Source organism: Agrobacterium larrymoorei, from assembly GCF_030819275.1.
Lineage (GTDB): Bacteria > Pseudomonadota > Alphaproteobacteria > Rhizobiales > Rhizobiaceae > Agrobacterium > Agrobacterium larrymoorei_B.
Genome location: NZ_JAUTBL010000001.1, coordinates 979,307 through 1,004,083 on the forward strand (window position 1 = coordinate 979,307; position 24,777 = coordinate 1,004,083).

17 protein-coding genes and 1 pseudogene are annotated in these 24,777 nt (G+C 59.0%); 12 read left to right on the forward strand and 6 right to left on the reverse strand.

What is annotated here, in order from left to right:
- Nucleotides 1–121: 121 nt before the first annotated feature.
- From pbpC to QE408_RS04555, 3 genes are all read right to left on the reverse strand, one after another.
- Nucleotides 122–2,203: a penicillin-binding protein 1C gene (pbpC, locus tag QE408_RS04545; RefSeq protein ID WP_306928890.1), complete on the reverse strand. Its 2,082-nt coding sequence runs from the start codon at nt 2,201–2,203 to the stop codon at nt 122–124.
- On the reverse strand, nt 2,200–7,641 hold the full coding sequence (locus QE408_RS04550; RefSeq protein WP_306928891.1) for an alpha-2-macroglobulin family protein: 5,442 nt from the start codon (nt 7,639–7,641) through the stop codon (nt 2,200–2,202). The genes pbpC and QE408_RS04550 overlap by 4 nt, the downstream gene beginning before the upstream one ends.
- A gap of 69 nt (nt 7,642–7,710) precedes the next feature.
- Nucleotides 7,711–8,001, reverse strand: coding sequence for a GNAT family N-acetyltransferase (locus tag QE408_RS04555; RefSeq protein ID WP_306930192.1), 291 nt, complete (start codon nt 7,999–8,001; stop codon nt 7,711–7,713).
- 526 nt (nt 8,002–8,527) lie between these two features.
- Between QE408_RS04555 and QE408_RS04560 the strand changes: the two genes are divergently transcribed.
- Nucleotides 8,528–9,247 carry an outer membrane protein gene (locus QE408_RS04560; RefSeq protein WP_306928893.1) on the forward strand — a complete coding sequence of 240 codons (720 nt, stop codon included), beginning with the start codon at nt 8,528–8,530 and terminating at the stop codon, nt 9,245–9,247.
- Nucleotides 9,248–9,344: 97 nt separating this feature from the next.
- Here the strand turns inward: QE408_RS04560 and QE408_RS04565 are convergent, their stop codons facing one another.
- A complete protein-coding gene (locus tag QE408_RS04565) occupies nt 9,345–10,010 on the reverse strand; it encodes a GntR family transcriptional regulator (protein WP_306928895.1) in 666 nt (221 codons plus the stop codon).
- A 259-nt stretch (nt 10,011–10,269) separates the two neighbouring features.
- Between QE408_RS04565 and QE408_RS04570 the strand changes: the two genes are divergently transcribed.
- From QE408_RS04570 to ligD, 10 genes and pseudogenes are all read left to right on the forward strand, one after another.
- Entirely contained in the window at nt 10,270–11,526 is a 1,257-nt protein-coding gene (locus QE408_RS04570; protein WP_306928896.1) for an NRAMP family divalent metal transporter, read from the forward strand.
- Nucleotides 11,527–11,600: 74 nt separating this feature from the next.
- A complete protein-coding gene (locus QE408_RS04575; RefSeq protein WP_306928897.1) occupies nt 11,601–12,362 on the forward strand; it encodes a LamB/YcsF family protein in 762 nt (253 codons plus the stop codon).
- A gap of 16 nt (nt 12,363–12,378) precedes the next feature.
- Complete coding sequence (locus QE408_RS04580) at nt 12,379–13,185, forward strand: putative hydro-lyase (RefSeq protein WP_306928899.1); 807 nt, start codon at nt 12,379–12,381, stop codon at nt 13,183–13,185.
- Between the two features lie 6 nt (nt 13,186–13,191).
- Nucleotides 13,192–14,786: pseudogene (locus tag QE408_RS04585) on the forward strand (5-oxoprolinase/urea amidolyase family protein).
- Nucleotides 14,787–14,802: 16 nt separating this feature from the next.
- Entirely contained in the window at nt 14,803–16,530 is a 1,728-nt protein-coding gene (locus tag QE408_RS04590; RefSeq protein WP_306928900.1) for an acetyl/propionyl/methylcrotonyl-CoA carboxylase subunit alpha, read from the forward strand.
- 141 nt (nt 16,531–16,671) lie between these two features.
- A complete protein-coding gene (locus QE408_RS04595) occupies nt 16,672–16,902 on the forward strand; it encodes a hypothetical protein (protein ID WP_306928902.1) in 231 nt (76 codons plus the stop codon).
- Nucleotides 16,903–17,079: 177 nt separating this feature from the next.
- Nucleotides 17,080–18,201, forward strand: coding sequence for a GGDEF domain-containing protein (locus QE408_RS04600; RefSeq protein ID WP_306928903.1), 1,122 nt, complete (start codon nt 17,080–17,082; stop codon nt 18,199–18,201).
- A 104-nt stretch (nt 18,202–18,305) separates the two neighbouring features.
- Entirely contained in the window at nt 18,306–18,560 is a 255-nt protein-coding gene (locus QE408_RS04605; RefSeq protein ID WP_306928905.1) for a hypothetical protein, read from the forward strand.
- 20 nt (nt 18,561–18,580) lie between these two features.
- On the forward strand, nt 18,581–19,414 hold the full coding sequence (gene ku / locus QE408_RS04610; RefSeq protein ID WP_306928907.1) for a non-homologous end joining protein Ku: 834 nt from the start codon (nt 18,581–18,583) through the stop codon (nt 19,412–19,414).
- A gap of 3 nt (nt 19,415–19,417) precedes the next feature.
- Nucleotides 19,418–21,913 carry a DNA ligase D gene (ligD, locus tag QE408_RS04615; protein ID WP_306928908.1) on the forward strand — a complete coding sequence of 832 codons (2,496 nt, stop codon included), beginning with the start codon at nt 19,418–19,420 and terminating at the stop codon, nt 21,911–21,913.
- A gap of 198 nt (nt 21,914–22,111) precedes the next feature.
- Here the strand turns inward: ligD and QE408_RS04620 are convergent, their stop codons facing one another.
- Entirely contained in the window at nt 22,112–22,513 is a 402-nt protein-coding gene (locus QE408_RS04620) for a nuclear transport factor 2 family protein (protein ID WP_306928910.1), read from the reverse strand.
- A 477-nt stretch (nt 22,514–22,990) separates the two neighbouring features.
- Here QE408_RS04620 and QE408_RS04625 point away from each other — a divergent pair, with 477 nt between their 5' ends.
- Nucleotides 22,991–23,791, forward strand: coding sequence for an AraC family transcriptional regulator (locus QE408_RS04625; protein WP_373465484.1), 801 nt, complete (start codon nt 22,991–22,993; stop codon nt 23,789–23,791).
- A 164-nt stretch (nt 23,792–23,955) separates the two neighbouring features.
- Here QE408_RS04625 and ku (QE408_RS04630) read toward each other — a convergent pair whose 3' ends face one another.
- Nucleotides 23,956–24,738 (reverse strand): non-homologous end joining protein Ku, encoded by a 783-nt coding sequence (gene ku, locus QE408_RS04630; RefSeq protein WP_306928912.1) that lies wholly within the window; start codon nt 24,736–24,738, stop codon nt 23,956–23,958.
- Nucleotides 24,739–24,777 lie beyond the last annotated feature (39 nt).

Consider the following 24,777-nt stretch of genomic DNA (forward strand, 5'->3'; position numbering starts at 1 on the left):
CAGATGCGGTCATACGCTTTAAGTGTTTGTTACTGCATGTCTCTATCGCAAGACCGCTGCACAGTTTCGCGCGACATGCTCTAAAAGCCCCAAGCCTCCGGAAAAACGAGCGGAAAATGCTCTACTGCACGAAGATACGGACACTGGACGCCCGTCCATCGGCATCGATGACGGTGAGTGTAGAGAAGCCTTGACCTTCCGGCGTCCATTCATTGCTGCGGCGGCGCGTGAGGTCCGGCAGAGGTTTTCCATTGGCGAGCCAACGGAAGGGCGCTCGCCCGCCCTGTAGCTTGAGAACAAGCGGCGAGAGCGAGCCTGCGCTGTCTGAAAGTTCCACACGTGCGCCTTCCGGCGGATAGACGATAAGCGGAGACGACTCGCGACGCGATGCTGAGAGTAGTCCGCTGGAGGTCGTGGTGAAGCGGCGTTGATTGGCCGGCAGATCGCTGTAACTCAAGCGCGTCACGCCGCTTGGTGTGGCTGCGAAGGGCGTGATCGCCACACCGGATTTAGCAAAGGCATCGAAGAGAATGGGCGCGGCAGTCGCATAGCCGGCAATGCCGGGAACCGAGCCGTTATCGGCCCGCCCGACCCAGACACCGATGACATAGCGGCCATCGAAACCGACCGACCACGCATCGCGGTAGCCATAGCTGGTGCCGGTCTTATAGGCGATGCCGCGCTGCTTCATGCCGAGCGGTGGCAGAACGCCGGACAGTGTATCGGTGATGTTCCAGATAGCACTGCGGGAAAAGATCGGTTCGACATCGAGTATCTCAGGCTTGTTTCTGACACCGTCGCCAAGCTTCACCGGCTGACCCTGATTGGCAAGGCTGGCATAGAGCTGCACAAGATCGACAAGAGACACACCTGCCCCACCAAGCGCAATGGCAAGCCCCGGTGGCTCAGACTTCGGCAGTGCGAGATTGACCGAGGCGCGTCTGAAACGCACGATTAAAGCGGCAGGACTGACGGCATCCAGCAGCTTCACCGCGGGCACGTTGAGAGACAGCTGCAAGGCTTGGCGGATGCTGACATCGCCCTGATACTGCATGTCGAAATTGCGCGGCCGATAACCGGAAAAATCCGCCGGTCGATCCTCAATGATGGTTTCCTGCGAAACCAGGCCATTCTCGAAAGCCAGTCCGTAGATAAAGGGTTTCAACGTCGAGCCCGGGGAACGGATCGCGCGGCTCATCTCCACCCAGCCGCGGCGGGAACTATCGAGGAAGTCGGACGAGCCGACATCGGCCAGAATCTCGCCGGTGGCGCTATCGGCCATCACGATAGCGACTGAAACCTTGTCTCCTATTTTGTCTGCGGCGTGCCGCGCCAAGGCTTCGAATTCGCTCTGGATGCCACGTCGTAGGGTCGAGCCAATGACATGCTGGCGCGGCAGCTTCGTCCTCGCGGCTTGCGCCAGATGGGGTGCGAGAGCTGGGAGCGCCAAACGATCCCGGGGAACGGCGGCAGCAGATGCGCGCTCGGCCTCGCCCTCTCCGACGATGCGTGCGACGGCCAATCTCTGCAACACGCGCTCTCGGGCTTCTTTCGCGGCGTCGGGAAAACGATCCGGCCGGCGCTTTTCGGGGAGTTGCGGCAGGGAGACCAGAAGCGCTGCTTCCGCCGTATTCAACCGTCGAGGCTCCTTGCCGAACCATGCAAGACTTGCCGCGCGCACGCCCTCGATATTACCGCCATAGGGGGCGATGTTAAGGTAGATTTCGAGGATTTCGTCCTTGCTCAGCCGGCGTTCGATCTGCACGGCGCGCAGCATCTGACGAAACTTGGCGCTGAAAGAGCGGTCCGTCCGAGGCTCGATCAGACGTGCGACCTGCATCGACAAGGTCGAGGCGCCGGAAACAATGCGACCATTGGTCAATAACTGCCAGGCGGAACGCCCAAGCGCCTGAATGTCCACGCCATGGTGGTCGTAAAATCGCTGATCCTCATAGGCGATCAGCATCTTGATGAATTGCGGATCGACCTCGGCCGCGGTGGTCTGCAAGCGCCAGCGACCATCTGGTGTGGCAAAGGCGCGCAGAAGATTGCCGTCGGTATCCACCAGTTCCTGAGAGACAAGACGCGCATTGTCTAGCGGCGGCGGATAGGCGCGATCCAGACAATCAAGCCCATAGATGGCGGCACCGGTGCCCGACGTCGCCAAAGCAAAGCCGAAGAAGAAGCTGCGCCAACCCCTCATTGCTGCGCTGCGCGAACCTCCATCTTGCTCGTCGCCGTGCGGGCGGAGAACTGCGGACGATACATGTCTTCTACGCTGGCAGCCGGGTTGTCATAGGTGCCTGGTGTCACCGCCCGCACCACATAGGCCAGCGTGATTTCCGAGCTATCGCCCGCGGTTTTGTCAAATGCGGCCACAAAGCGATCGTAACGGAATTCCGTATGCGCCGCTTCCGTTTCCGGCAGCCAGTCGAAGTTGGTGAGCGCCGCACTGTTGACGAGGCTCGGATTGTCGATCTCGAAACCGGCAGGCAGAAGATCGGTCACGAGAATACGCGCCTGCCAATCATTCTGCGGAATGACCGTCAGCACCACGACGTAGCGCTCGTTCTGCTTGACCTCGCTGACATTCACCTGTTCGCCGTCCATCGTATAATAGGTCTTCTCGATGGTGAAACCCTCTCCGCCCGCGGGAAGCGGCGTGGATGGCGGTGCGACGGTGGTAACGACCGCCGTCACCGGGTTTGCCGAAGCGTTGGTGAGGTTGAGCGGCTTTTGAAGCAGCTCGTCACCACTCATGCGCTGGCTGAAACCGCCCTGCTGTAGTGTGCCGTTCACATCCAGGCGAATATCCTTGTCTTCGCCTTTCAGCGCACGGGCTGCCAGAACCATCCAAGCCTGTTCCTGCGTGCTGGTATAGCTCTTGGACTCGAAGTCCTTTGATACGACGCCCGCAAGCTGGGACACAACTGCCGGAACCGGACGGCTTTCCGCCGCCAGCGCAAGGGACGCAGCGCCATCGCGCAGCGCTGAACCGTAATCGGCACGCGCCAGCGTGACGTTCGCGCTTGAGGAGGCCATGTTCAAAGAGGCTCCGAAAGCGGACTTGGCCCGTGCCGCATCGCCATAAAGCGAGAGGGCTGCAGCGACCTGTGCCTTGGCAAGCGGTGTCGGAAACTGATTCAAGGCCGTGTCGGAGTAATAGCGCAGATCGTTGATCGCAGCCTTGCGATTGCGCGCCAACACATAGAGCGAATAGGCGATCTCATTGCCACGGTCCTTGACGTTGCTGTCATAGGCAAGACCATTCTGGAGATTGGTAAGTGCCTGCACCATGGCCGCTTCCGGCACATCATAGGATTGCTCACGCGCCCGTGTCAGGAAATCGGTAATGTAGGCGTCCAGCCACAAGTCCCCTTCACCCGGCGACCAGAGGCCGAAGCCACCGGCGCTCGACTGGAAGGAGAGTACCCTATAGATCGCGTCCTGCACCCGCTTGCGCAGTTCCGGATCGTCCTTGCCGCCGCTGTCCTTCATCAGTTCGGATGCGTAAAGAAGCGGTAGAGCCCGGCTCGTCGTCTGTTCGGCGCAGCCATAAGGGTATTTGTCCAGCATCATCATCAGTGCGGGGACGTCGAACGCCGGAGAGCGGGTGACGTTGACCGAGACCGATGAGCCCACCAGCATGCTGTCGGCCAGTAGATTGCCGTCCACCGTCAGGCTGCTGTTCGGTGCGATCGTGATGTTGCGGCGTGTCGTGACCGGAAGCACCGATGGACGTACCGGAATGGTCAGCGCCTGCTCAAGCGAAACGCCGCTGTTATTGCTGACCTTGATCGCAATCTGCCCTTCACCGGGAAACTCGCCCGTCAAAGGCACGGTCAGGGACGTCTTGCCGCCCTTTTCCAGCCTCGTCGTTTGAGAAAACTCGCCCTGATCCACAGTCACGGCCATGTTGCTGGTGACGTCGATCTTATAGTCGCCAGCCTCGCCATCGGTATTGGCGATGTCGAGGCGTAGTTGCGACACGTCGCTGGGGCTCAGGAACTTCGGCGCGCTAGCCGTCACCACCACCGGATCGCGAATGACGACATCCGAGACCGCGTGACCGACCCCGATCTTGGTCCAGGCAACGGCCATAATCCGTGCCGTGCCATTGAACTGCGGGATATCGAAGCTGACCGTCGCCTTGCCGTCGCCATCCAGCTCAACCGGGCCGGCGAAAAAGGCAACAAGTTTCTCCTTCGGCGGGCTGCCCTGAAGCGCAACCTGTCCGCCATCGCCACCGGTTCTCAGACGCCCCGTGGCGCCGAGCGAGCCATCGATAAGGCGGCCATAAAGATCGCGGATTTCCAGACCGAGCCTGCGCTGGCCGAAGTACCATTCGTCCGGCTTCGGCGGCTCGTAGCGGGTCAGGTTCAGGATGCCGACATCGACTGCGGCAATCGTCACAAAGGCCTTATCCCCAGCACCGGCACCGGAGACATGCACGGGGATCTGCAGCGCCTGTCTCGGCAATGTCTGTTTGGGAAGATCAAGCGCGATGCCAAGCTTGCGCTCGCCCGGATCGACGGCCAGCCACTTCACGCCGATGGCGCGCATCGGCATACGGCTTTCCTGCGCGTCGCCGGGGCGGAACAGGGTTGCCGTTACGTAGGAGCCAGCGCCCCACTCTTCCGTCACGGGGATTTCGACTTCGCCGCCTTTGTCGCCGATCTCGACATTCTGCACCGAGATCAGCTTTTCGGAACCGGCGACCACCATCAACTGGCCGGCATAACGGGATGTGACCTGAAGCTTGGCCGTCTCGCCCACCTTGTAGCTCTGCCTGTCGAGCGCAATTTCCAGAGCATCCGGCGTTTCGGTCGAGCTTGCAGTCACGAACCAGCCGGCATCGAATTCCACACTCGAGACAGCGCCATCATTCTGCGGTGCTTCCACCTCCAGCTGGTAACGACCCCAGTTTATGGGCACGGAGATGTCTGCTCCATCCTGTGTAACGGAAAGCGTGCCGGTTTCCACCTGCTTGGTATGGACCACCGGCTCGTAGCGCCAGGAATTGCCCTGACGATACCATTGATAATTGCGCTCCACCTTGATGAGCTTCCAGGTGAGCCCATTCATCGCTTGCCTGCTGCCGTTCGGCGCAACGCCGATCACATGGAAACGCCCTATGGAGTTCTCAGCCAGATCACCGGAGAATTGCGGTTTGATGCCGATCATGTTGCTGTCGGACTTGACGGGCAATGTCAGAGAGCGCTCCACCGCACGTCCACCCGCCTCGCGCATGCGCACGGTGATGCTGGCGGAAAGAAACTGCGTGGTGGAAGGGAGATCGCCAAGCTCCACCGGGAAGCTTGCTTTGCCGTTTTCGTCCAGAACCGGAAGATTATCGAGCGTGGTGCGGTTCTCTTCTTCGGTCTCCTCATCCGCCAGTCCGAAAAAATATCCTTCAAAGGCCGGATTGGTGCGGGTGGGTTTCAGCGCCACTTCACCCTCGAGTTCAAGCCCGGCCGCCGGCGCGCCATAGAGATAGCGACCATCGACATCGATCAGCGTCTCGCCTACCGGATCGATCTCTTTTGCTGCGCTCGTCAGATCGAACTCGGTGCGGTCGGGAACGAAATCATCCACCAGGAAGGATTTCTCGCTGATCGCGCTTGTCTTCGGATCGGTATGAATGCGCATCGTCCAGGTGCCACGCATGGCGTTTTCCTGCAACGGAAGGTCGACAGCATGGCCTCCCAGCGCCTTGCCATCGCTGACGAAGCGGCGATCTTCGACGCCATCCGGGCGGAAGAAGATGAAGGTCAGTGGCAGGTTCTCGATCGCGTTACCTTCGATATCGCGCGAAAGTGCGGCGGCATGCACCGTTTCACCCGCGCGGTAAATCCCGCGTTCAGTCCAGCTGAACACGTCGATGGCGCCGGGTGCCGCACGACCGGTCACGCCGCGATCGGAAAGATCGAAACCGGCACGCGTCATATCGAGGAAAACGTAGTCCTTATCGCCATTGCGGGCCGTGATGATGGCGGGCGCCTGACCGGCGGAGCCGCGCATCAGGCCGGCGGAAAATGTCGCGCGTCCCTCGGCGTCGGTGGTCGCCGAACCGAGAACCTCGTTGTTCTTGGCAAGAAGCTGGAGCGAAACACCCTTCAGCGGTTCGGCATTGCTCAGAGCGCGGACGAAGACATTCAGCCCGTCGGTCCCGGCATAGGTGGTGATGCCTGTGTCAGAGACAAGGAACCACTGAGTGGCGCGCGCGTCCCAGTTTTCCGGCGCAGTGCCTGGCGGCACGGCGGTGAGTACATAGATGCCAGGCTTACGATCCGGCAAGGCCTCGTCCACCGGGAAGCTGGTGATGACGTCCTTGTTCAGTTCCGTCTGAATATCGATGCCGCCCTGCCAGACGAGTTCGCCCAACTCGTTCTCGATCTTCTCGGCGCTGTAACCATCCATCTGAGTGAGGAACTGCGAATTGGCCAGCAGCGAGGTGATGTTGCGGTCACCCACGCGATAGAGCTTCAAATCGGCATGATCGATATTGACCGACACGAGCGGAATACCGCGGCGCGCTGTGCCGGGAAGCACGAAGTTTTCGCCGGTGAAGCGCACGGAGCCGGAACGGTCGCGCACATAGATATCAAGATCGACCTGCTTTTCCAGCGGCTCTTCCACGGAGGACGGCAGTCCGGCACGAAGCGCAATCTTGTATTTCTGCCCATGCGTCAGACCCTCGACGCAGATCTCGCTGCCCTTGGCTTCGAGCGCTTTCGGCGCCGCACCGTCCAACGTCACGAAAGACGAGTAGTCGGCATTTTTGACCAGCGGCTCGGAAAACTGGATGCAGGCGCGCGGTGTTACGCTGTCAGTATCGACCGTATTGTTGATGACGCGGAAGCCCTGGCGGGTGCGAAGGTCGTTATAGGCCGCGCGGGTCTTGGCAACATCCGAAAGCGCGAGGCTGGCCTTGTAAGCGTTCAGAGCCGCGCGATAGCTCTGGCTCTTTTCGAATGCCTGTGCCAGCCGGTTCAACGCCGTCAAGCGAGCGCTCTGTGTCCGGCTGAACTGGTAGGCGTTGAGCGCTGCCGCCGGTGCCTCGCCAAGGATTTCGTAATTGTTCTCGACCTTCGCCTCGACGGAAGAGAGCTCCGCCCATAATGCGCCGTTCTCGGGGTTGAGCGAGAGCGCCGATTTATAGCTTTCCACCGCCTGAGGGATATCGATGCCTGCCTGCTGGCGTGCTTGCGACAGCAACGCGTCGAGACCCTGAGCATCATCCGCCTCAGGCAAATTGGCTTTCAGCTTGCGGGCCTGTTGGTAGAGGCTGTCCTCGACGAAGGAAAGACGCTGCGGCGCGCCGAGATCAGGCTCGCTTGACGCCTCCACAATCTTTCCGGCGACGGCGCCGGGAAAGGCATTGAGCTGATTATAATCCGACTTGAGGAAGCACCACTTCACCTTGGGATTATAGGTGAAGGCTTTGCATCCCTTGTCATCGATGCAGATGGTCTTGCATTCATCCAGCGAGACATTCTGCTCCGTGCGCAGGTCGAAACCGAAATAGTCGCCATTTGCGGTTGTTACCACCTTGCGCGACGCATCCTGCGCCAGAAGCGGCGCGGCGGAAAATGTTGCAAGAATAAGGGCAAAAGCGTGCGAAACGACGCGAAAGGACATCGGTCTCTCCCCGAAAACACAATGATCGGCGCGACTTTGGTCCTATTCAGGCTTCTTTGTCAACGAGCCCTAAGCCCGCGCCTCCCACTCCCGGCGCAAAATTGCATACTGCATCGTGTTCTCGTAAAACGGGTGCCCGGCCTCATCCTTGGTGAAGGAGACGAACTCCAGAAAAAGCCCTTCCCGGCGCATCCCAAGCTTTTCACACAGGCGCTGGGAGGCGATATTGTCATCCTCGACATAGGCGTAGAGGCGGCGTATCTGTCTTTCTTCAAACAGCCACCGAAACAGCGCGCGTGCCGCTTCGTAAGCATAGCCTCGGCCCGCAAAGTCGCCATTTAAATTCCAGCCGACGGACAGCGTATCCCCCGCGCGTCATCGGCGATGGCGAAAAGATCACCGATCACCTTTTTATGCTCAAGAGAATAGACTGCGATGTCGTCATCGGAGGCGCCACGCTTCGCCGCCTCTGCCGCCGCTTCCTCAAGATTTTGAAGGCGCAACGAAAGGAAACAGTTGGGGCGCGGGTCACGCAGGTAAGCGAGCAGGTCCTGAGCATCCCCGACCTTGAAGTTTCCTCAGAACCAGGCGCTCCGTTCTGATCTCGTCCATTTCCGTCTTCCGGACGTATTGCCGCCGATCCCAATTGACGTGCTGCCAAAGAGCGACCGGCAAGCGCCATCCACTTAAAAAACAACCACATTATGTCGAAAGCCAGGGTCAACAGGGTTCCGTAACGTCAGCCTCTCCATTCGTTGCCATGTTGCAACGGGATGGTGATTTCAGCTTGCGATCAAGTGCTAAATGAAAGCTGCGGCGTGGACATTGGAAGAGGTCGCAAGCAGTGTCTGGACAACGGCGGGGGCCGATTCAGAAAGGTTTTCTAATGAGAAACGTCTTCAAGCTTGCTGCAGTCATCACAGCGCTTGCTTCCACCACCGCCTACGCGGCTGACCTTGCCGTTCAGACCGAACCTGCCGTTGTTGCCGATCCGGGCGGCTTCTACATCGGTAGCCTGAACAGCCTGACATTCCTGGACGATACCAATTTCTCGACCGCTACGGCTGGCGTGAATACCGATTACGATGTCGGCTACTATAGTGCATTCCGTGCCGGCTACAGCTTCGGGTCCTACGACTTCGTGTCGCCGCGCGTCGAACTCGAAGTCGGTTATGGCCGCTCGGATGTCGATACGCACACTGTGAACGGCGTGGACGCTGCCGGCTCTTTCGGCTCGGCCCGTAACTTCCAGGGCTACGTCAACGGCTACATCGACGTTCCGACAGGCACCGCCTTCACGCCTTACTTCGGCGGTGGCGTGGGTGCGATGAACCTCAAGCTTCGTCGCCAAGGTGCTGATGGCGTTGGTGTCATCATGAATGATAGCGACACCGCTTTCGCATACCATCTGGATGCAGGCGTCGGCATCGAGCTGAACACCATTTCCTTCCTGCGTGACAGCGCTCTGTTTGCCAACACCACTTTCGATATCGGCTATCGTTACACGGGCGCAGACAACTTCGATTTCACCGCAGCAGACGGCACCGTCTCCAGCACGGATTTCAAGAGCCACGCCATCACCGCTGGCTTCCGTCGCCAATTCTGATCGACGCGCAGTATGCTAAAAAGGGGATCGCGCCAAGCGCGGTCCCCTTTTTTGATGAGCGGAAGAGAAGCAGCCGACTCCAGGAAGGCCGTCCGCTCTACCGCGCCTTGCCTGAAATCTTTCCGAACGCCTTGAGAAGACCGTTCTCGGAAATCAGCAGATAGTCTTCCATCTTCTCGCTTGCCTCTGCAAACCTGTCCTCTTCGCACAAAGAGACAATCTCGTCATTCATATCGACGAAGGGTGAATGGAGCAGACGCGGGTCCTCGATGAGGGCAAAGCCAAGCCGAAGCTCGGCCGACACCCTTTCATAAAGCTCGCTCAACCGTTCGCTGTCGGCAAGCGCCACGACGGCGGCATGAAACGCCATATTGGCGCTTCCGACATCAACCCATAGCTCCTTCTCCCGCTTCAGCTTAGCCTCCTCGACGGCCTGGCGCATGGCCTTGACCGATTCATGCAGGCGCCATGCTTTGCGCAGCGCTCCGCATTCGAGCATGCGCCGCACGCGGTAGATATCCATGATCGACGCCATGGTCGGCGTCTGGACAAAAACGCCACGATTGGTTTCGTGCCTGAGCAGGCCTTCCTTCGTCATGATCCGAAAAGCCTCGCGCAGAGAGTTGCGGGACACTTCCAGATGCTCGCTGAAAGCTGCTTCGGATATACGCTGGCCTGGCTTGAGTTCGCCCGAAATCAGCATGAGGCGGATGCGCTTGGCAATCCAGTCGGACAGCGGCATGCTTTCACGTGTGTCTGTCACAGGCTTCCTCGCTTCTTCTTGCGGGGTCTTCAGATAACAAAAGACTGGCGGAATCAAGCAATAGTTTCAACGGCTTTCACCCTGCCTCTGCTTGGCCGGAAAAGTCGGCTTCGAAGCGCGATTCCGGCGCTGAGAATGCAGGCCTGAATGAACAAAACAAAAAAATTGTTGAACAATATTGACATCACAAACAAACCATACATGATGACCTCATAAGCATCCGCGAGGGGCGGGTGACGATAAGAACAGGAAAACTCTCATGCAGCAGACCGAGCAGACGCCCGGCCGCACGAACGCGGCTGCGTTTAACCCGAAGAGCCAGCGCTACGCGCTCCTATCGGCGATGTTCCTAATGTCCATGGCCGCCGTCGGCCCTGGCTTCATCACCCAAACCGCCAATTTCACGGTGAAGCTGGGCGCAGCCTTTGCCTTTGCCATCATCGTTTCCATCATCATCGACTTCGTTGTCCAGGCCAATGTCTGGCGTATCGTCACCGTCACTCAGATGCGTGCTCCGGCGATTGCGAACGCAGCCATTCCAGGCTCGGGATATATTCTGGCAGTCCTCGTCATCATCGGCGGTCTGTTCTTCAATATCGGCAATATTGGCGGTGCCGGTCTTGGCTTCAACGCCATGATCGACCTTGACCCCAAGATCGGCGGTGCCATAGGAGCACTCGTCGCCATCGGCATCTTCCTGTCGCGACGCGCGGGTGTTGCCATGGACCGCGTCGTTTACGTCGCAGCCTTCGTCAAGCTGGCGCTGATCCTCTACGCGGCGATCGTATCCGGCCCGCCAGTGGCTGAAGCCTTCCACCAGACCTTCCTCCCCGACACGATCGATTTCGCCACCATCACCACCATTGTTGGCGGCACGGTCGGCGGCTACATTACCTATGCTGGCGCACACCGCCTTCTCGACAAGGGCACGGTGGGCGTTGAAAATATCGGTGCCGTCAATCGTGCGGCACTGAGCGGCATCGCGATTACCGGCGTTCTTCGCTACATCCTCTTCCTCGCCATTCTCGGTGTCGTCGCAAGCGGCGTCGTCATCGACCTCTCCGGCAAGGCGGCCAACCCTGCAGGCCAGGCTTTCCACGCGGCAGCCGGCGATATCGGCTTCCGTCTCTTCGGTGCGGTGTTCCTCGCCTCGGCACTCACCAGCATCATCGGTGCGGCCTATACCTCGGTCTCGTTCCTCACCGCCTTCAAGCCGAACATGACCGAGCGCCAGCGCAACCTTTCGACCGTCGCCTTCATCTGCATTTCGCTGGTGTCCTACATCCTGATCACCACCCCGCCGGCCGCCATGCTCGTCTTCGTCGGCGGATTGAACGGTCTGGTCCTGCCGATCGGCCTTTCCATGCTGCTCTTTGCCGCCTGGAAACGCCCGGACCTGATGCGCGGCTACAACTATCCGCGTTGGCTGCTTATCCTCGGCGCGCTGACCTGCTGCCTGACATGGTACATGGCCTACAAGTCGGTCGGCCCGATCTTCGCTCTGCTTGGACTGTAAGAAGCACAGGCAAGGATTTACCGTGGCCACCTGAACGTGGCCACGGAGATCAACCGCTTTAGGAGAAAGACGACATGGCGCATATCGACCTCAATAGCGATCTTGGCGAAAGCTATGGTGCATGGAGCATGGGTGACGACGAAGCGATGCTTTCCATCGTCTCCAGCGCCAATATCGCTTGCGGTTTTCACGCCGGAGACCCCACCGGCATTTACAAGACGGCCAAGGCGGCCGCAGCCAATGGCGTGACCATAGGCGCTCACGTCTCTTATCCTGACCGCGTCGGCTTCGGGCGCCGGGACATGGATGTGACGCCGGAGGATCTGATTGCCGATGTCATCTACCAGATCGGCGCACTGAAGGGCATTGCGGCAGCCGCCGGTACCACGGTGCGCTACGTCAAGCCGCATGGCGCGCTCTACAACCGGATCGCCCATGACGCCAAACAAGGCCAGGCCGTCATCGACGGCATCAAGGCCGTCGATCCTTCGTTGGTACTGATGGGACTGGCCAATGCGCCAATCCTTGAACTGGCGCGAAAGTCCGGGCTTTCCGTCGTCGCCGAGGCCTTTGCCGACCGGGCCTATACGCCAGACGGGCAACTGGTGTCCCGCCGCGAGAAGGGAGCCGTGCTACATGATGCGGGTAAAATCGCCGAACGCATGGTGCAACTCGCCCGTCAGGGAACGCTGGAAGCCATTGACGGCAGCAGCATCAAGATCGAGGCGCAGTCGATCTGTGTTCATGGCGATAGCCCAGGCGCGGTCGATATTGCGCGCGAGATTCGCCGCCGATTTGAAACGGACGGTATTGCCGTTCGCTCTTTCACCTCTTGAACGATAGGAGCGGCCAATGACCATTCCCGCATCGCACACCGCCAAGAATATAGAGCTTGCCCAGAAAGCACGCGCCAGCTACCGCGCCGGTCTAGTTCAGCCGACCTCCGGTATCGCGCCCGGTTTCACCCAGGCCAACATGATCGTGCTGCCGCGCGACTGGGCCTTCGACTTCCTGCTTTATGCGCAGCGCAATCCAAAGCCCTGCCCTGTGCTGGACGTGTCCGATCCCGGCTCGCCCACCACGCTTCTTGCGCCGGGTGCCGATCTACGAACCGATCTGCCGCTTTACCGCATCTGGCGCGATGGCAAGCTTGCCGAGGAGACGCATGATGCGACCTCGGCCTGGGCCGAGCGCGACGATATGGTCGCCTTCCTGATCGGCTGCAGCTTCACCTTTGAAACGCCGATGGTGGAGGCGGGCATCGAGATCCGTCACATGACGGATAAAAGCAATGTTCCCATGTATCTGACGAACCGCGCCTGCCGTCCGGCTGGGCGCCTGAAGGGTAATATGGTGGTGTCCATGCGCCCGATCCCGGCATCGCGCGTTGCGGATGCGGCGACGATATCCGGCCGGTTTCCGGCAGTTCATGGCGCACCGGTGCATATCGGCATGCCGGAGGAACTCGGCATCGCCGATCTCGCAAATCCGGATTTCGGCGATCCCGTACGTATCGAGCCCGGCGAAGTTCCGGTTTTCTGGGCGTGCGGCGTAACCCCACAGGCGGCAGTCATGGCCTCTGGTGTACCATTTGCCATCACCCACGCACCGGGCCATATGTTCATCACCGACATTCCCGATTCTGCCTATCACGCGTGAGGACATATGCGCTTTCTCCCCGTCAGTCTCACGACGATCCTTGTCGAACTTGCCGATCTGGGCCAAACGCTCGCGCTCTTCGCCTCCCTCGAAAACGACCCAATCGAGGGTATCGAGGAAACTGTACCTGCCGCACGCACGCTGATGATCCGGTTTCGCCCTGAAAAGATCGACGCGCAGGCACTGGCTGCCGAGCTTTCCCGTCGCGACCTGACGGCAAAGATTCCGCCGTCGGACAAGCTCGTCGAAATACCGGTTCATTACGATGGCGAAGACCTTGGCGACGTCGCGACACTGACCGGGCTTGGCGTCGATGAGGTTATCCGTCGTCATATACCGAGAGCGAATTTACCGTTGCGTTTTGCGGCTTTGCGCCGGGCTTCGGCTATCTGGTCGGTGGCGATCCCGCACTCCATGTTCCCCGGCGACAAAGCCCGCGCACCCGCATCCCCGCTGGCTCCGTGGCGCTGGCTGGCGCTTTCAGCGGTGTCTATCCGCAAAACAGCCCAGGGGGCTGGCAGATCATCGGCACGACGCCCGTCAAGATGTGGGACATCGATCGCGAGCCCGGCGCGCTCTTCCAGCCCGGCTACCGCGTTCGCTTCTTCGACATGGACAAGGCTTCAGGAAAGATCAGCCTGCCAGTCTCTGAGGCGAAGCCGCGCGAAGAGCCGTCACGCGAAGGGCCGCATTTCGAAGTGCTGGCGGCGCCCATGCCGGCCCTCTTTCAGGATCTCGGTCGTTTCGGACAGACCGGACAGGGCGTTTCTGCATCCGGTGCGCTTGATCGCGGCGCTTTCAATGCGGCAAACCGCATCGTCGGCAATCCCCACAACACCCCATGCCTGGAATTGACGCTCGGCGGCTTTTCCTTCCGTACTGCGAACCGCATCGTTGTCGGACTTACTGGTGCCCCCTGCCCTGTCGCGATCGAAACGGCAGACGGACGTTTCACCAAAGCGGCTTACGCGCCGATCTCGCTTGAGGCCGGCGATATCGTCACGCTTGGCCAGCCACCAAAAGGCATGCGCTGCTATCTCGCGGTGCGCGGTGGCTTCGATGTCGAGCCCGTGCTTGGCAGCTTCGCCACCGATACGCTCGCCGTGGTCGGTCCTGAACCGGTCACGGCAGGTCGGATCCTGCCGCTCAAGACCGAAACGAACCGGCCTTCGAGCGTCGCCATCGATGAAGTCCCCGCCTTCGAACCACCGGCCATGGGTGAGGTCGTAACACTCGACGTCGTTCTCGGTCCCCGCACCGATTGGTTCACGCAAAAGGGTATCGAAACGCTGACCAACCAGCTCTGGCAGGTCACGCCGCAATCCAACCGTGTGGGCATCCGCCTTGCGGGTGAAGAGCCGGTGGAACGGCGCGACAGCGCCGAACTGCCGAGCGAGGGTACCGCAACGGGCGCAATTCAGATTCCCCATAGCGGCCAGCCCGTGCTTTTCCTTGCCGACCATCCGCTGACGGGCGGTTATCCCGTGATCGGGGCGGTTGCGGAATATCATCTCGATCTCGCGGGTCAGATCCCCGTCAATGCCAAAATCCAGTTCCGCCCGATTGGGCCATTCGCCGACATCGCGGCCAAGAGCAAATAATCCGAGGAGAATAGCGATGAAGAAAGTTCTGATTGCCAATCGCGGCGAAATCGCTGTCCGGATTATCCGCGCCTGCCGGGATTATGGACTGCAATCGGTGGCCGTCTATGCCGACTCGGATCAGGATGCGGTATTCGCTCGCATGGCGGATGAAGCCTATGCGCTGGACGGCGTGCGTCCCTCCGAAACCTATCTCGATATCCCCAAGCTCATTGCTATCGCAAAGCGTTCGGGTGCGGATGCCATCCACCCCGGCTACGGCTTCCTGTCCGAACGCGCCGAGTTCGCGCAAGCCGTGCTCGACGCCGGACTGACCTGGATCGGTCCCGATCCGCAGGTCATCGAAGCACTGGGAGACAAGGTCGAGGCACGCCGTATCGCGACCAGCGTCGGCGCGCCGCTCGTTGCTGGTAGCGACGGACCGGTAGAAACCGCGGCGGAAGTCATCGCCTTTGCGGAAGAGCATGGCCTGCCGGTTGCCATCAAGGCTGCCCATGGCGGCGGCGGGCGCGGCTTGAAGGTTGCCTGGAAAATGGAAGAGATCGCCGATCTCTATGAGTCCGCCGTCAGAGAAGCGACCGCCGCTTTCGGTCGTGGCGAATGTTTCCTCGAACGCTTTCTCGACCGGCCGCGCCATATCGAGGCGCAGGTTCTGGCAGACAAGCACGGCAACGTGCTGGTGCTGGGTACCCGCGACTGCTCGCTGCAGCGCCGTAATCAGAAGCTGATCGAAGAAGCTCCTGCCCCCTTCCTCTCGGACGAGCAACGGCAAAAAATACACGCTTCCGCCAAGGCGATCTGTGCCGCCGCGGGCTATAGCGGTGCCGGCACGGTGGAGTTTCTGCTGGGCGTGGATGGGACGATTTCGTTTCTCGAGGTCAATACCCGCCTTCAGGTCGAACACCCCGTCACCGAGGAAACCACTGGCATCGATCTGGTGATCGAACAGTTCCGCATTGCCGAAGGCAAGACGCTTCGCGTTACGGAGACGCCGGAGCCTCGCGGTCATTCGATGGAGTTCCGTATCAATGCCGAAGATCCCGGCCGCGGCTTCCTGCCAACGCCGGGAACGATCACGCTTTTCGATCCGCCATCCGGCCCCGGCATTCGTCTCGATAGCGGCGTCGTCAGTGGGTCGAGCATTCCTGGCGTATTCGATTCCCTGATGGCGAAGCTGATCGTCACCGGTGAAAGCCGCCAGCAGGTGCTGCAACGCGCCCGCCGTGCGTTGAAGGAATTCCAGATCGAAGGCGTGGCAACGGTCCTGCCTTTCCATCGCGCGGCTCTGGAGACGGGAGACTTTAGCGGGGAGGACGACTTCAAGGTTCACACCCGCTGGATCGAGACCGATTTCGCCGCTATGCCGGATGCGATGGAGCGCCCTGCCCAAGCAGACGACCCATCCATTCACCGCACCTATCTGGAGATCGATGGCAAGCGCGTTTCGGTCGGCCTGCCTAGCCTTCTGCTCTCTGCTCTGGGTAGCGTCGGCGGCGGAGCACCGGCAGCGGCCAATGGCACAGCCGCCAAGAAGGAAGGCGAGATTGCCGCGCCTGTCTCCGGCACGCTGCAATCCTTCAAGGTCGAAGATGGCCAGACCGTCTCTGAGGGCGATCTGATTGCTGTCATGGAAGCCATGAAAATGGAAACCCAGATCCTCGCCACCAAAGGCGGTACGATCCGTCTTCTGGTCAAGGAAGGCGATTATCTGCACGCGGGTACCGCATTGATGATAATTGATTGATCGGTCTTTGAGAACAGACGAGAGCCGCGCATTTCGCTGGTGATGGCGCCCCTGATTGGGCGTCACCACAAGTTTCAGGGTTTCTACTAACGGAACACACCTGCTGCTTTGAGGTTAGCTCATGAACCAATGGAGGTTCCCATGAGCTCTGAAAAAGACATCAACAAGATCCACGCGGATGCAAAGCCGCAATTTGCACCGGGCAAAAAGACTTCGGACAATAATGGCGTTGCAAGCGCAAAACCCACCGTCATCACCGGTTCCGACGACGCGACGGCCAACAAGCTGCCGCCGGGCACGAAGAAACCCGACAAGGATTGGGACGTGAATTACGACGAGCGCGACATGAATGAGGGCGACTTTCGAGGGTAACATTTGAGGCTCTGAGCGCCTAACCTCGAGCCTAAAATTTCGTGCCAATAATTGCAGGTCTCCGTCAGATGATCGTGTTCCGCTGCCAACCAATGAAGCCTCTCTTAGAGAGTCGTTTAAGTTTTTGGCATAAACTCTTGCGCTCAACAGGCGCCAGCCGGCGGCAAGGGCTGATCGATGCGGAAAAGAGAGCCGGACGACCTCTATAAGGCACTTGTTGCCCAACTGGCCTATACTGTGACCCCGACGACCGTCATGGGTTTCACCCTTGTCGTCATCGGATATTTCGCCGCGACAAGCTTGCACGACACCGGGATTTTTGCCGCTATGGTGTGCGGTGGCCTGGCGTCCTTCGCCAAGGTATGCGTCATGCTGTGTCACCGGCATTGGACCAATACCGGGCGTCCGCCTTCTCTGGCACCGAAAGACTGGGAGCTGGCGCACGCAATTCTGACCTTCCTCGTCGCCGCGTCGGTGGGCGCGATTTCCGCGCTGATATTCCGGTCCTCCGATTTCTCCCTGCACGTTTTAGCGACGGCCCTGCTCTTCGGTTATTCCGCCGGCGTCGCGAGCCGCATGTCCGTTCGACCTCTCATATCGGCAACCGCAATTAGCATAGCTGCCGTTCCAACAACGATATCTGCCGCTTTCGCTGGGGACACGGCGCACTGTTTGCTGGCGACGATGTTTGCGGTCTTCCTGCTCGCGGCGATGCAGAGCGTGTGGCATGTCTATCGAACGGCGTCACAGCAGATCCTGTTGCGGCTTGAGATGGAGCGCCTTGCGCGCGTCGACCCTTTGACCGGTCTTGCCAATCGCATCGCACTTCGCGAAGGCTTCGCCCGCAGCCCCCACACGGTGGGTCCCATGATTGCAGTTCACTGTCTAGATCTGGATGGCTTCAAGGCGATCAACGATCGTCTCGGGCATTCCGCTGGAGATGACTTGCTGATCGCCATAGGCGTCCGGCTTCGAGGTCTGATCGCGCCACATGACATTGCCGCTCGCGTTGGCGGCGATGAGTTCGTCGTCGTTCAGACGCAGATTCAAAACACGCAGGATGTCGAGCAAACTGCGCATGACGTATTCCAGTCATTGACGACGCCTTTTGATATTTTCGACGAAGCTGTCCGCGTGGGTGTCAGCCTCGGATACACGGTCCGACCGGCAAAAGATGCGGAGTTCAGCACGATGATACGCCTGGCGGATGCTGCTTCCTATCGGGCGAAGCGCAATGGCGGTGGGGTTGAGAGAGAATTTCCCTCCTTCCATCAAACATCTCCGGTCGCGGCTGACTAAGGCTGAAGCCTGGAATCGTTTGAGCCTCAAACCATCCGACGCGACCAGAATACCCTCGTCCCGCTCATGGTGGAACTTTCGCGCCAGTCTCGAATTTAAGAAACATGGCACATACTGCGAAAACCACGGATCCACAGCATCAACAGCCCGACATTCGCGACAGGCTGATCGTGGCGCTTTATGCGCAGTTGAAGGCCGAGCGAGAGACGCGTGAGGCGATGGAGTGGTTGGCGCGGCACGGCGGGCTTTCGCCGGATGTGATGGAGGCCATGGCGTCCGACCCCGTTCCGGTGTTTTCGCAGGAAGATGTCGTCGCCGTCGAGCGGATTATCGATCGTGAGCGTTCCAGTCAAAGTTAGAGCGTAAAAGGAGGCTGGCGATGGCGCCGAGAGCCGTGTGGAGAGGCAGTATCAAATTCGCTGATTTTCAGTGTGATGTCGGACTCTACACAGCCATCTCATCCTCGGAAAAAATCTCCTTCAACATCATCAATCGAAAGACCGGCAACCGCGTCGAGCGCCAGTATCTGGATAGCGAGACCGGCGACAAGGTTGAGCGCGAGCAGCAGGTCAAGGGCTATGAGCTGGAGAATGGCGACCACATCGTCATTGAAGGCGACGAGCTGTCGGAGTTGATGCCGGACGGCAACAAGGTCATCCGGGTTAAAAACTTCCTCGAATGCGACGAGATCGACAAGCTTTATTTCGACAAGCCCTATTATCTTTCACCCTCGACAGACGAAGACCGAGAAGCGCTTTCACTCTTGGCGCGGACACTGAAAGAGCGCCAAGTGGCAGCGCTCGCAGAAGCAATTCTCTTTCGTCGCAACAGAATGCTGTTGATCCGGCCCGACGGTGACGCCGTGATCGCCACGACATTGAACTATGATTACGAGGTGCGCTCGCAAGCTGCCGCCTTCAAATCCGTCCCCGACATCGAGTTCGACGACGAGATGCTGGAACTGGCAGGACACATCATCAAGAAGCGAGCCGGCAAGTTCGATCCGTCGCGCTACAGCGACCGCTACAATGATGCGCTGACGGAACTGGTGCAGGCGAAGATCGAAGGCAAGACGATCAAGAAGCGCGAGCCTGAAAAGCGTGACAACGTCATCGACCTGAAGGAGGCCTTGCGCCAGAGCGCTGGTGTCTCCGAGCAAAAGGCGGCCAAAACTAAGTCGTCTGGCACCGCCAAACGCAAGAAGGCAAGTTGATCCATGGGCCTTCAAACCTATAACCAGAAGCGCAAGTTCGATAAGACACCGGAGCCGAAGGGCGAAGCAACGGCGACATCCGGCAACAGTTTCGTGGTGCAGAAACATGATGCGCGGCGGCTGCATTATGATTTCCGCCTGGAAATGGATGGCGTACTGAAAAGCTGGGCCGTGACCAAAGGCCCGAGCCTCGATCCGAATGAGAAACGACTAGCCGTCCATGTCGAGGACCATCCGCTAAACTATGCCGACTTCGAAGGTATCATTCCCCAAGGCCAATATGGCGGCGGCACAGTCATCGTTTGGGATCGTGGCACGTGGTCTCCTATCGGCGACCCGAAAAAGGCCTATCGCAAGGGTCACATGGAATTCGAACTCGACGGCGAGAAGCTGAAAGGCCGCTGGCATCTGGTGCGGATGAAAGGCAGGCCTGAGGAAAAGCGGGAAAACTGGCTGCTGATCAAGGCACATGACGAGGAAGCCAACGAAACCATCGACGTGATCGAGGACGCTGCCAACTCCGTCAAGACGGGGCGAAGCATCGAGCAGGTGGCAAAGAACCCTGAGGACACCTGGAATTCGAAAGGCGTCTCGTCCAAGCCCAAAAGCGCGAAGACAACCGGAAAGCAGGTGCATGATTTTCCCAAGGGAAGTCGTAAAGCGGCGATGCCCACTTTCATCAAACCGGCTTTGGCGACGTTGAAGAACAACGCACCGGAAGGATCGCGCTGGCTGCATGAGATCAAGTTCGATGGCTATCGACTGCAAGCAAGGATCCAGAAGGGCAAAGTCGTTCTTCTCACCCGCAGCGGCCTGGACTGGACCGAAAAATTTGGAGAGGCCATCAACCGATCGCTTGCCGCACTGCCGGTGGAAGCCGCCATCTTAGACGGCGAACTGGTCGTCGAAAAGGAAAGCGGTGTTTCCGACTTCTCGGCACTTCAGGCTGATCTCAGCGAGGGTCGGCAGGATCGTTTCCGCTATTACGTCTTCGACCTGCTCTATCTCGATGGCCGGGACCTGCAGCAGGCTATACTCGTTGATCGTAAAGCGTTGCTGGAAAAACTGCTGCCCTCCGACGACCCTGTGCTGCGCTACAGCGCCCATTTTCAGGAGGACGGCGAAAAAGTTCTCCAGCATGCCTGCACGCTTGGACTGGAAGGCGTGATCTCCAAGGTTGCCGATTCTCCTTACGTCTCCGGTCGCAAGGGGCAGTGGATCAAGTCCAAATGCAGCAGCGGCCAGGAGCTTATCATCGGTGGCTACACGCTCTCATCGTCATCGGACCAGGCCATCGGCTCTCTGGCACTCGGCGTCTACGAGAATGGCAAGCTTCGACATGTCGGCCGAGTAGGGACAGGTTTTACCGGCGAGACCGCAGAAATGATCTTCGACAGGCTGAGACCCCTTACTCAGACAGAAAGTCCCTTCTCACAGAAGCTGACGGCGCTTGCCCGCCGCGATCTTCACTACGTGAAGCCTGAGCTTGTCGCGGAGGTCGAGTTTCGAGGCTGGTCCGGTGATGGTAATCTCCGCCATGCCTCATTCAAAGGCCTGCGGGAAGACAAGGCGTCCAAGGAGATCAGCCGGGAGATGGCAGAGGTGGCGAAGCCCGACACAAATGATGCGGCAGAAATGCCGCAAACCAAGATCAAGTTCACCCATCCAGAGCGCGTCTATTGGCCGGATCAGAAGATCACCAAGGCGGATCTAGCGGACTATTATGCACAGGTTTGGGAGCATATCGCACCCTACGTGACGAGCCGCGCGCTCTCCCTGCTGCGTTGCCCGGAAGGGATCGACGGACAGAAATTCTTCCAGAAGCATCCATGGAGCGGGATGAACAAGGCGATCGGCGCCATCAAGGACCCGAAGGACAGATCGGGCGAGCCCCTAGTCGTGATCAACGATTTCGACGGCATGATGGCGCTCGTTCAATCCGCCGTGCTGGAAATACATCCCTGGGGTTCGACCACCAAGGCCTGGGAAAAACCGGATCTGATCACGATGGACCTCGATCCGGGTGAAGACGTCGAGTGGAGCGCTGTCGTCGAAGCCGCGCTCGACCTCAAATCCCGGCTGGAAGCTGTGGGACTTGCCGCCTTCGTCAAGACCTCTGGAGGCAAGGGCCTGCATGTCGTCACGCCACTGGAGCCAAAAGCCGGTTGGGCGAAGGTAAAGAGCTTTGCGAAGAAACTCGCGACCGACATGGGCAAAGATGAGCCGGATAAATATCTGGCTGTCGCAACCAAGGCCAAGCGCAATGGTCGCATCTTTGTCGATTATTTGCGTAATGGGCGAGGAAGCACGGCTGTCGCGCCCTACTCCACCCGTGCCAGAAACGGCGCGACTGTTTCCATGCCGCTCGAATGGTCGGAATTGTCCAAGATAAAAGGTCCGGCGGAGTTTACGGTGAAGAACACACCAGCGTATGTGAAGGCGAGGAAGTCCGCCCCATGGGCGGACTTCTGGACATCCGCCAAGCCGCTTCCCGGCTGAGGGGCGTGGCGCGCCGAGGCCCGTTCCAACGCATCGTACGACCCCCTCTTTCGGATTGTCTATCTTAGATGCCAGCGCTCGCGGGGCCATTTCGTCGGCTTTAGAAGCTCATGCGTGCCGCTTATTCTTCGGCTTCGCCCGCACGCATTTGCTTCTTGTTTGCCTCAGGTACCGATCAATAATTCTGCAAGGCAAGCGTTACGCGTGGAGCGCGCGTTGAACGACAAATGTGTCGGTGTGTTGCACGAACTTCACAAACTTGTGGTCCCGCACTGTCCAGACATGCACAAACGGGGCGCGGAAGCTTTTGTTCGTTGCTTTGTATGTTCCGCTGTAATGACCAAGCGCTACGACCGTGTCTCCTTCAGCGACGAATTGCTCTGGAATGGCCTGGTAACCCTCCCATTCCGTCGCGAGCTTGACGAAAACGGCTTCAACGACAGCGTCGGGACCGATGAAGGTCCCAGCATAGGGATAGCCCTCGGCCTCCGTCCACTCAATGTCCGCCGCCATTGTAGAAAGCACTGCCGGCAGGTCGCCGGTGGCAAAACCTGAATAGAGACGCTTGGCAAGGGCACGATTTTGTTCGATATCGCTCATGTTCGTTCCTGAAAACTGGGCTATGGAAATGGTCGTTGTTGAAAAATGCTTCGGGTGTGCATCGTAACGCTTTAGGTCAAAAATCGCTTCCGATCACGACGCCCCTCTGCTCAGTGCCAAGCGACATCTGTTCATTCAACCGCTTCATCGCGGCGCGGGCGAATTGTACGCTTATTTCTGCAATGATGAGATGTTTTGCCCGGTAAAGGGTGCTACCGTCATTGCATGAAGCCGCTTCAATCGCCCATCAGCAGACTTGAGCTCGACCTGCACGGAATGTCTCCGGCAGAGCGTGTCGCTCTTTGGAAGGACACGATGCGAGCCGGCGGTGATGTCGAGATCATGGACGAAGGGAGCTTTACGGGAGCATTTGAGACTCGAGCTCTTGGGGACTTGCGTTGGACGCGGACCAGTTCGAGAACGTTTCGCTTCTCGCGAGGGAAGGATCGGACGCAGAAAGTTCCGGTCGAGCATGTCATGGTCAATGTCGTGGCGCGCGGTCGCGTTCATGGTCGCATCGGCAGGAGAACCATATCGCTCGCCGCTGGCGATGTCGTCTTCTCCCGGCTCTCCAACCCGATGTATCTGATCGTCGAGGAGGCGACATGGCTGGCGCTCATCATCCCTATGAGCCTTCTTTCCATTGGGCTAAACTGGTCACCGCGCTTCGATGGATGCGTCTTCGGTGCCGGTACGGCTCAGGCCACGATGATCGGCGCTCTGCTGAATTCGCTGGACCAGATCGGCGAGACGCTGGAGGCGGCGGAGATCACCTGTCTGACCCGGGCCTCAATTGCAATCATCACCTCATGCCTTGGCCAGGCTCTGCCCTTCACCCGCACGTCAAAAAAAGACGTGACAGACCTACAGCCCTCCATCCGCCGATACATTGCCGACCACTTATCGGAATCTGACCTCGGACAAGAACGGCTCTGCCATGCATTCGGCCTGTCGCGAGCGCAGCTCTATCGTTCCATGAGGGGAACCAGCGATATCGCCAAGACGATCCGGCGGTTGCGATTATTTGCCATTCGCCGCGATATCCTCTCCGAGGAGTGTCAGGGCGAAACAATCCCAGCAATCGCAAGACGATGGGGATTGAGTGATGAACGAAACTTCCGGCGTGCCTTCGTCAACGAGTTCGGCTATCCGCCCTCTCGCTTGCGCAACTGGGGCAACAGTCTTGCTGACAGGGTCGGAGAAGGCACTCGCCTCGGCTTTGACCTGGAACAGTGGATGCTGGGAGGCCAGCCAGAGATGGATATCAAGGCGTCTTAGCGTGAATTTCAGGAACGTGACCCGTCGCTGGATTGTAAGCCATCGACAGCATGGGCCCAGAAATCGAAACCGATTTTCGCAAAACACGATGCCAGACGTCAGTAAGATAGAGCGTTCTTTGTCCGTCCAACAGGAGGCACCGCGCTTCAGTGCCGCGATCCTGCTTAGGATTGCAGGCTCTTTTTCAGCGCATCCATGATGTTGATGACATTGCCGCCCTGTTTCGCCGCAGCGGGCTGCTTCTTGCTCTTGGACTTCGGCGATTCCTTTGCTTTTGTCTTCAGCAGCTTCTGAACTTTTTTCTGCACCGTGTCTTGGACCAGCGACGGCTTCCAATTCGTCAACTGCTTGTCGATCTGCTTGTCCAGCGCCTCTTGCAGTTCCTGATCGACCTTCGTCTTTTGATCGATCGTATCGACAGCATCGCGTACCTCGTCGCCATAATGCAGCGTCCAGAGGATGATGCCTTTGCCGGAGGGCTCCAGCAGCACGGCGTGTTCGCGGCGATAGAGCACCAGCCGCGCAATGCCGACGACCTTGCTGGCCTTCATCGCTTCGCGAATGACGCTGAAGGCTTCAGCGCCGATCTTGTCTTCGGGTTTTAGAAAATGCGGACGATCGTACCAGATCCAGTCTATAGAGCCTGCGGGAACGAAGGTCTGAATATCGATGGTTCTGGTGCTTTCCAGAGCGACGGCGTCGATCTCGTCTTCCTCCAGAAGTACAAAGTCGCCGTCTTCCTTGGGAAAGCCCTTCACCTGATTTCTGTCCGCAACCGGACGATGGGTGACGCTGTCCACGTAGCGGCTCTCGACGCGATTGCCTGTCTCCCGATTGATGACGTGAAAGCGAATCTTGCCGCTCTGGGAAATGGCAGGTGTGAGCGAGACCTTTGCCGTGACCAGCGAGAGCCTCAGATGACCCTTCCAGAATGTCTGTCTCGGCATGGAAACTCCTTGAGGTGCGAGGCTCGGTTGCAGCAACCT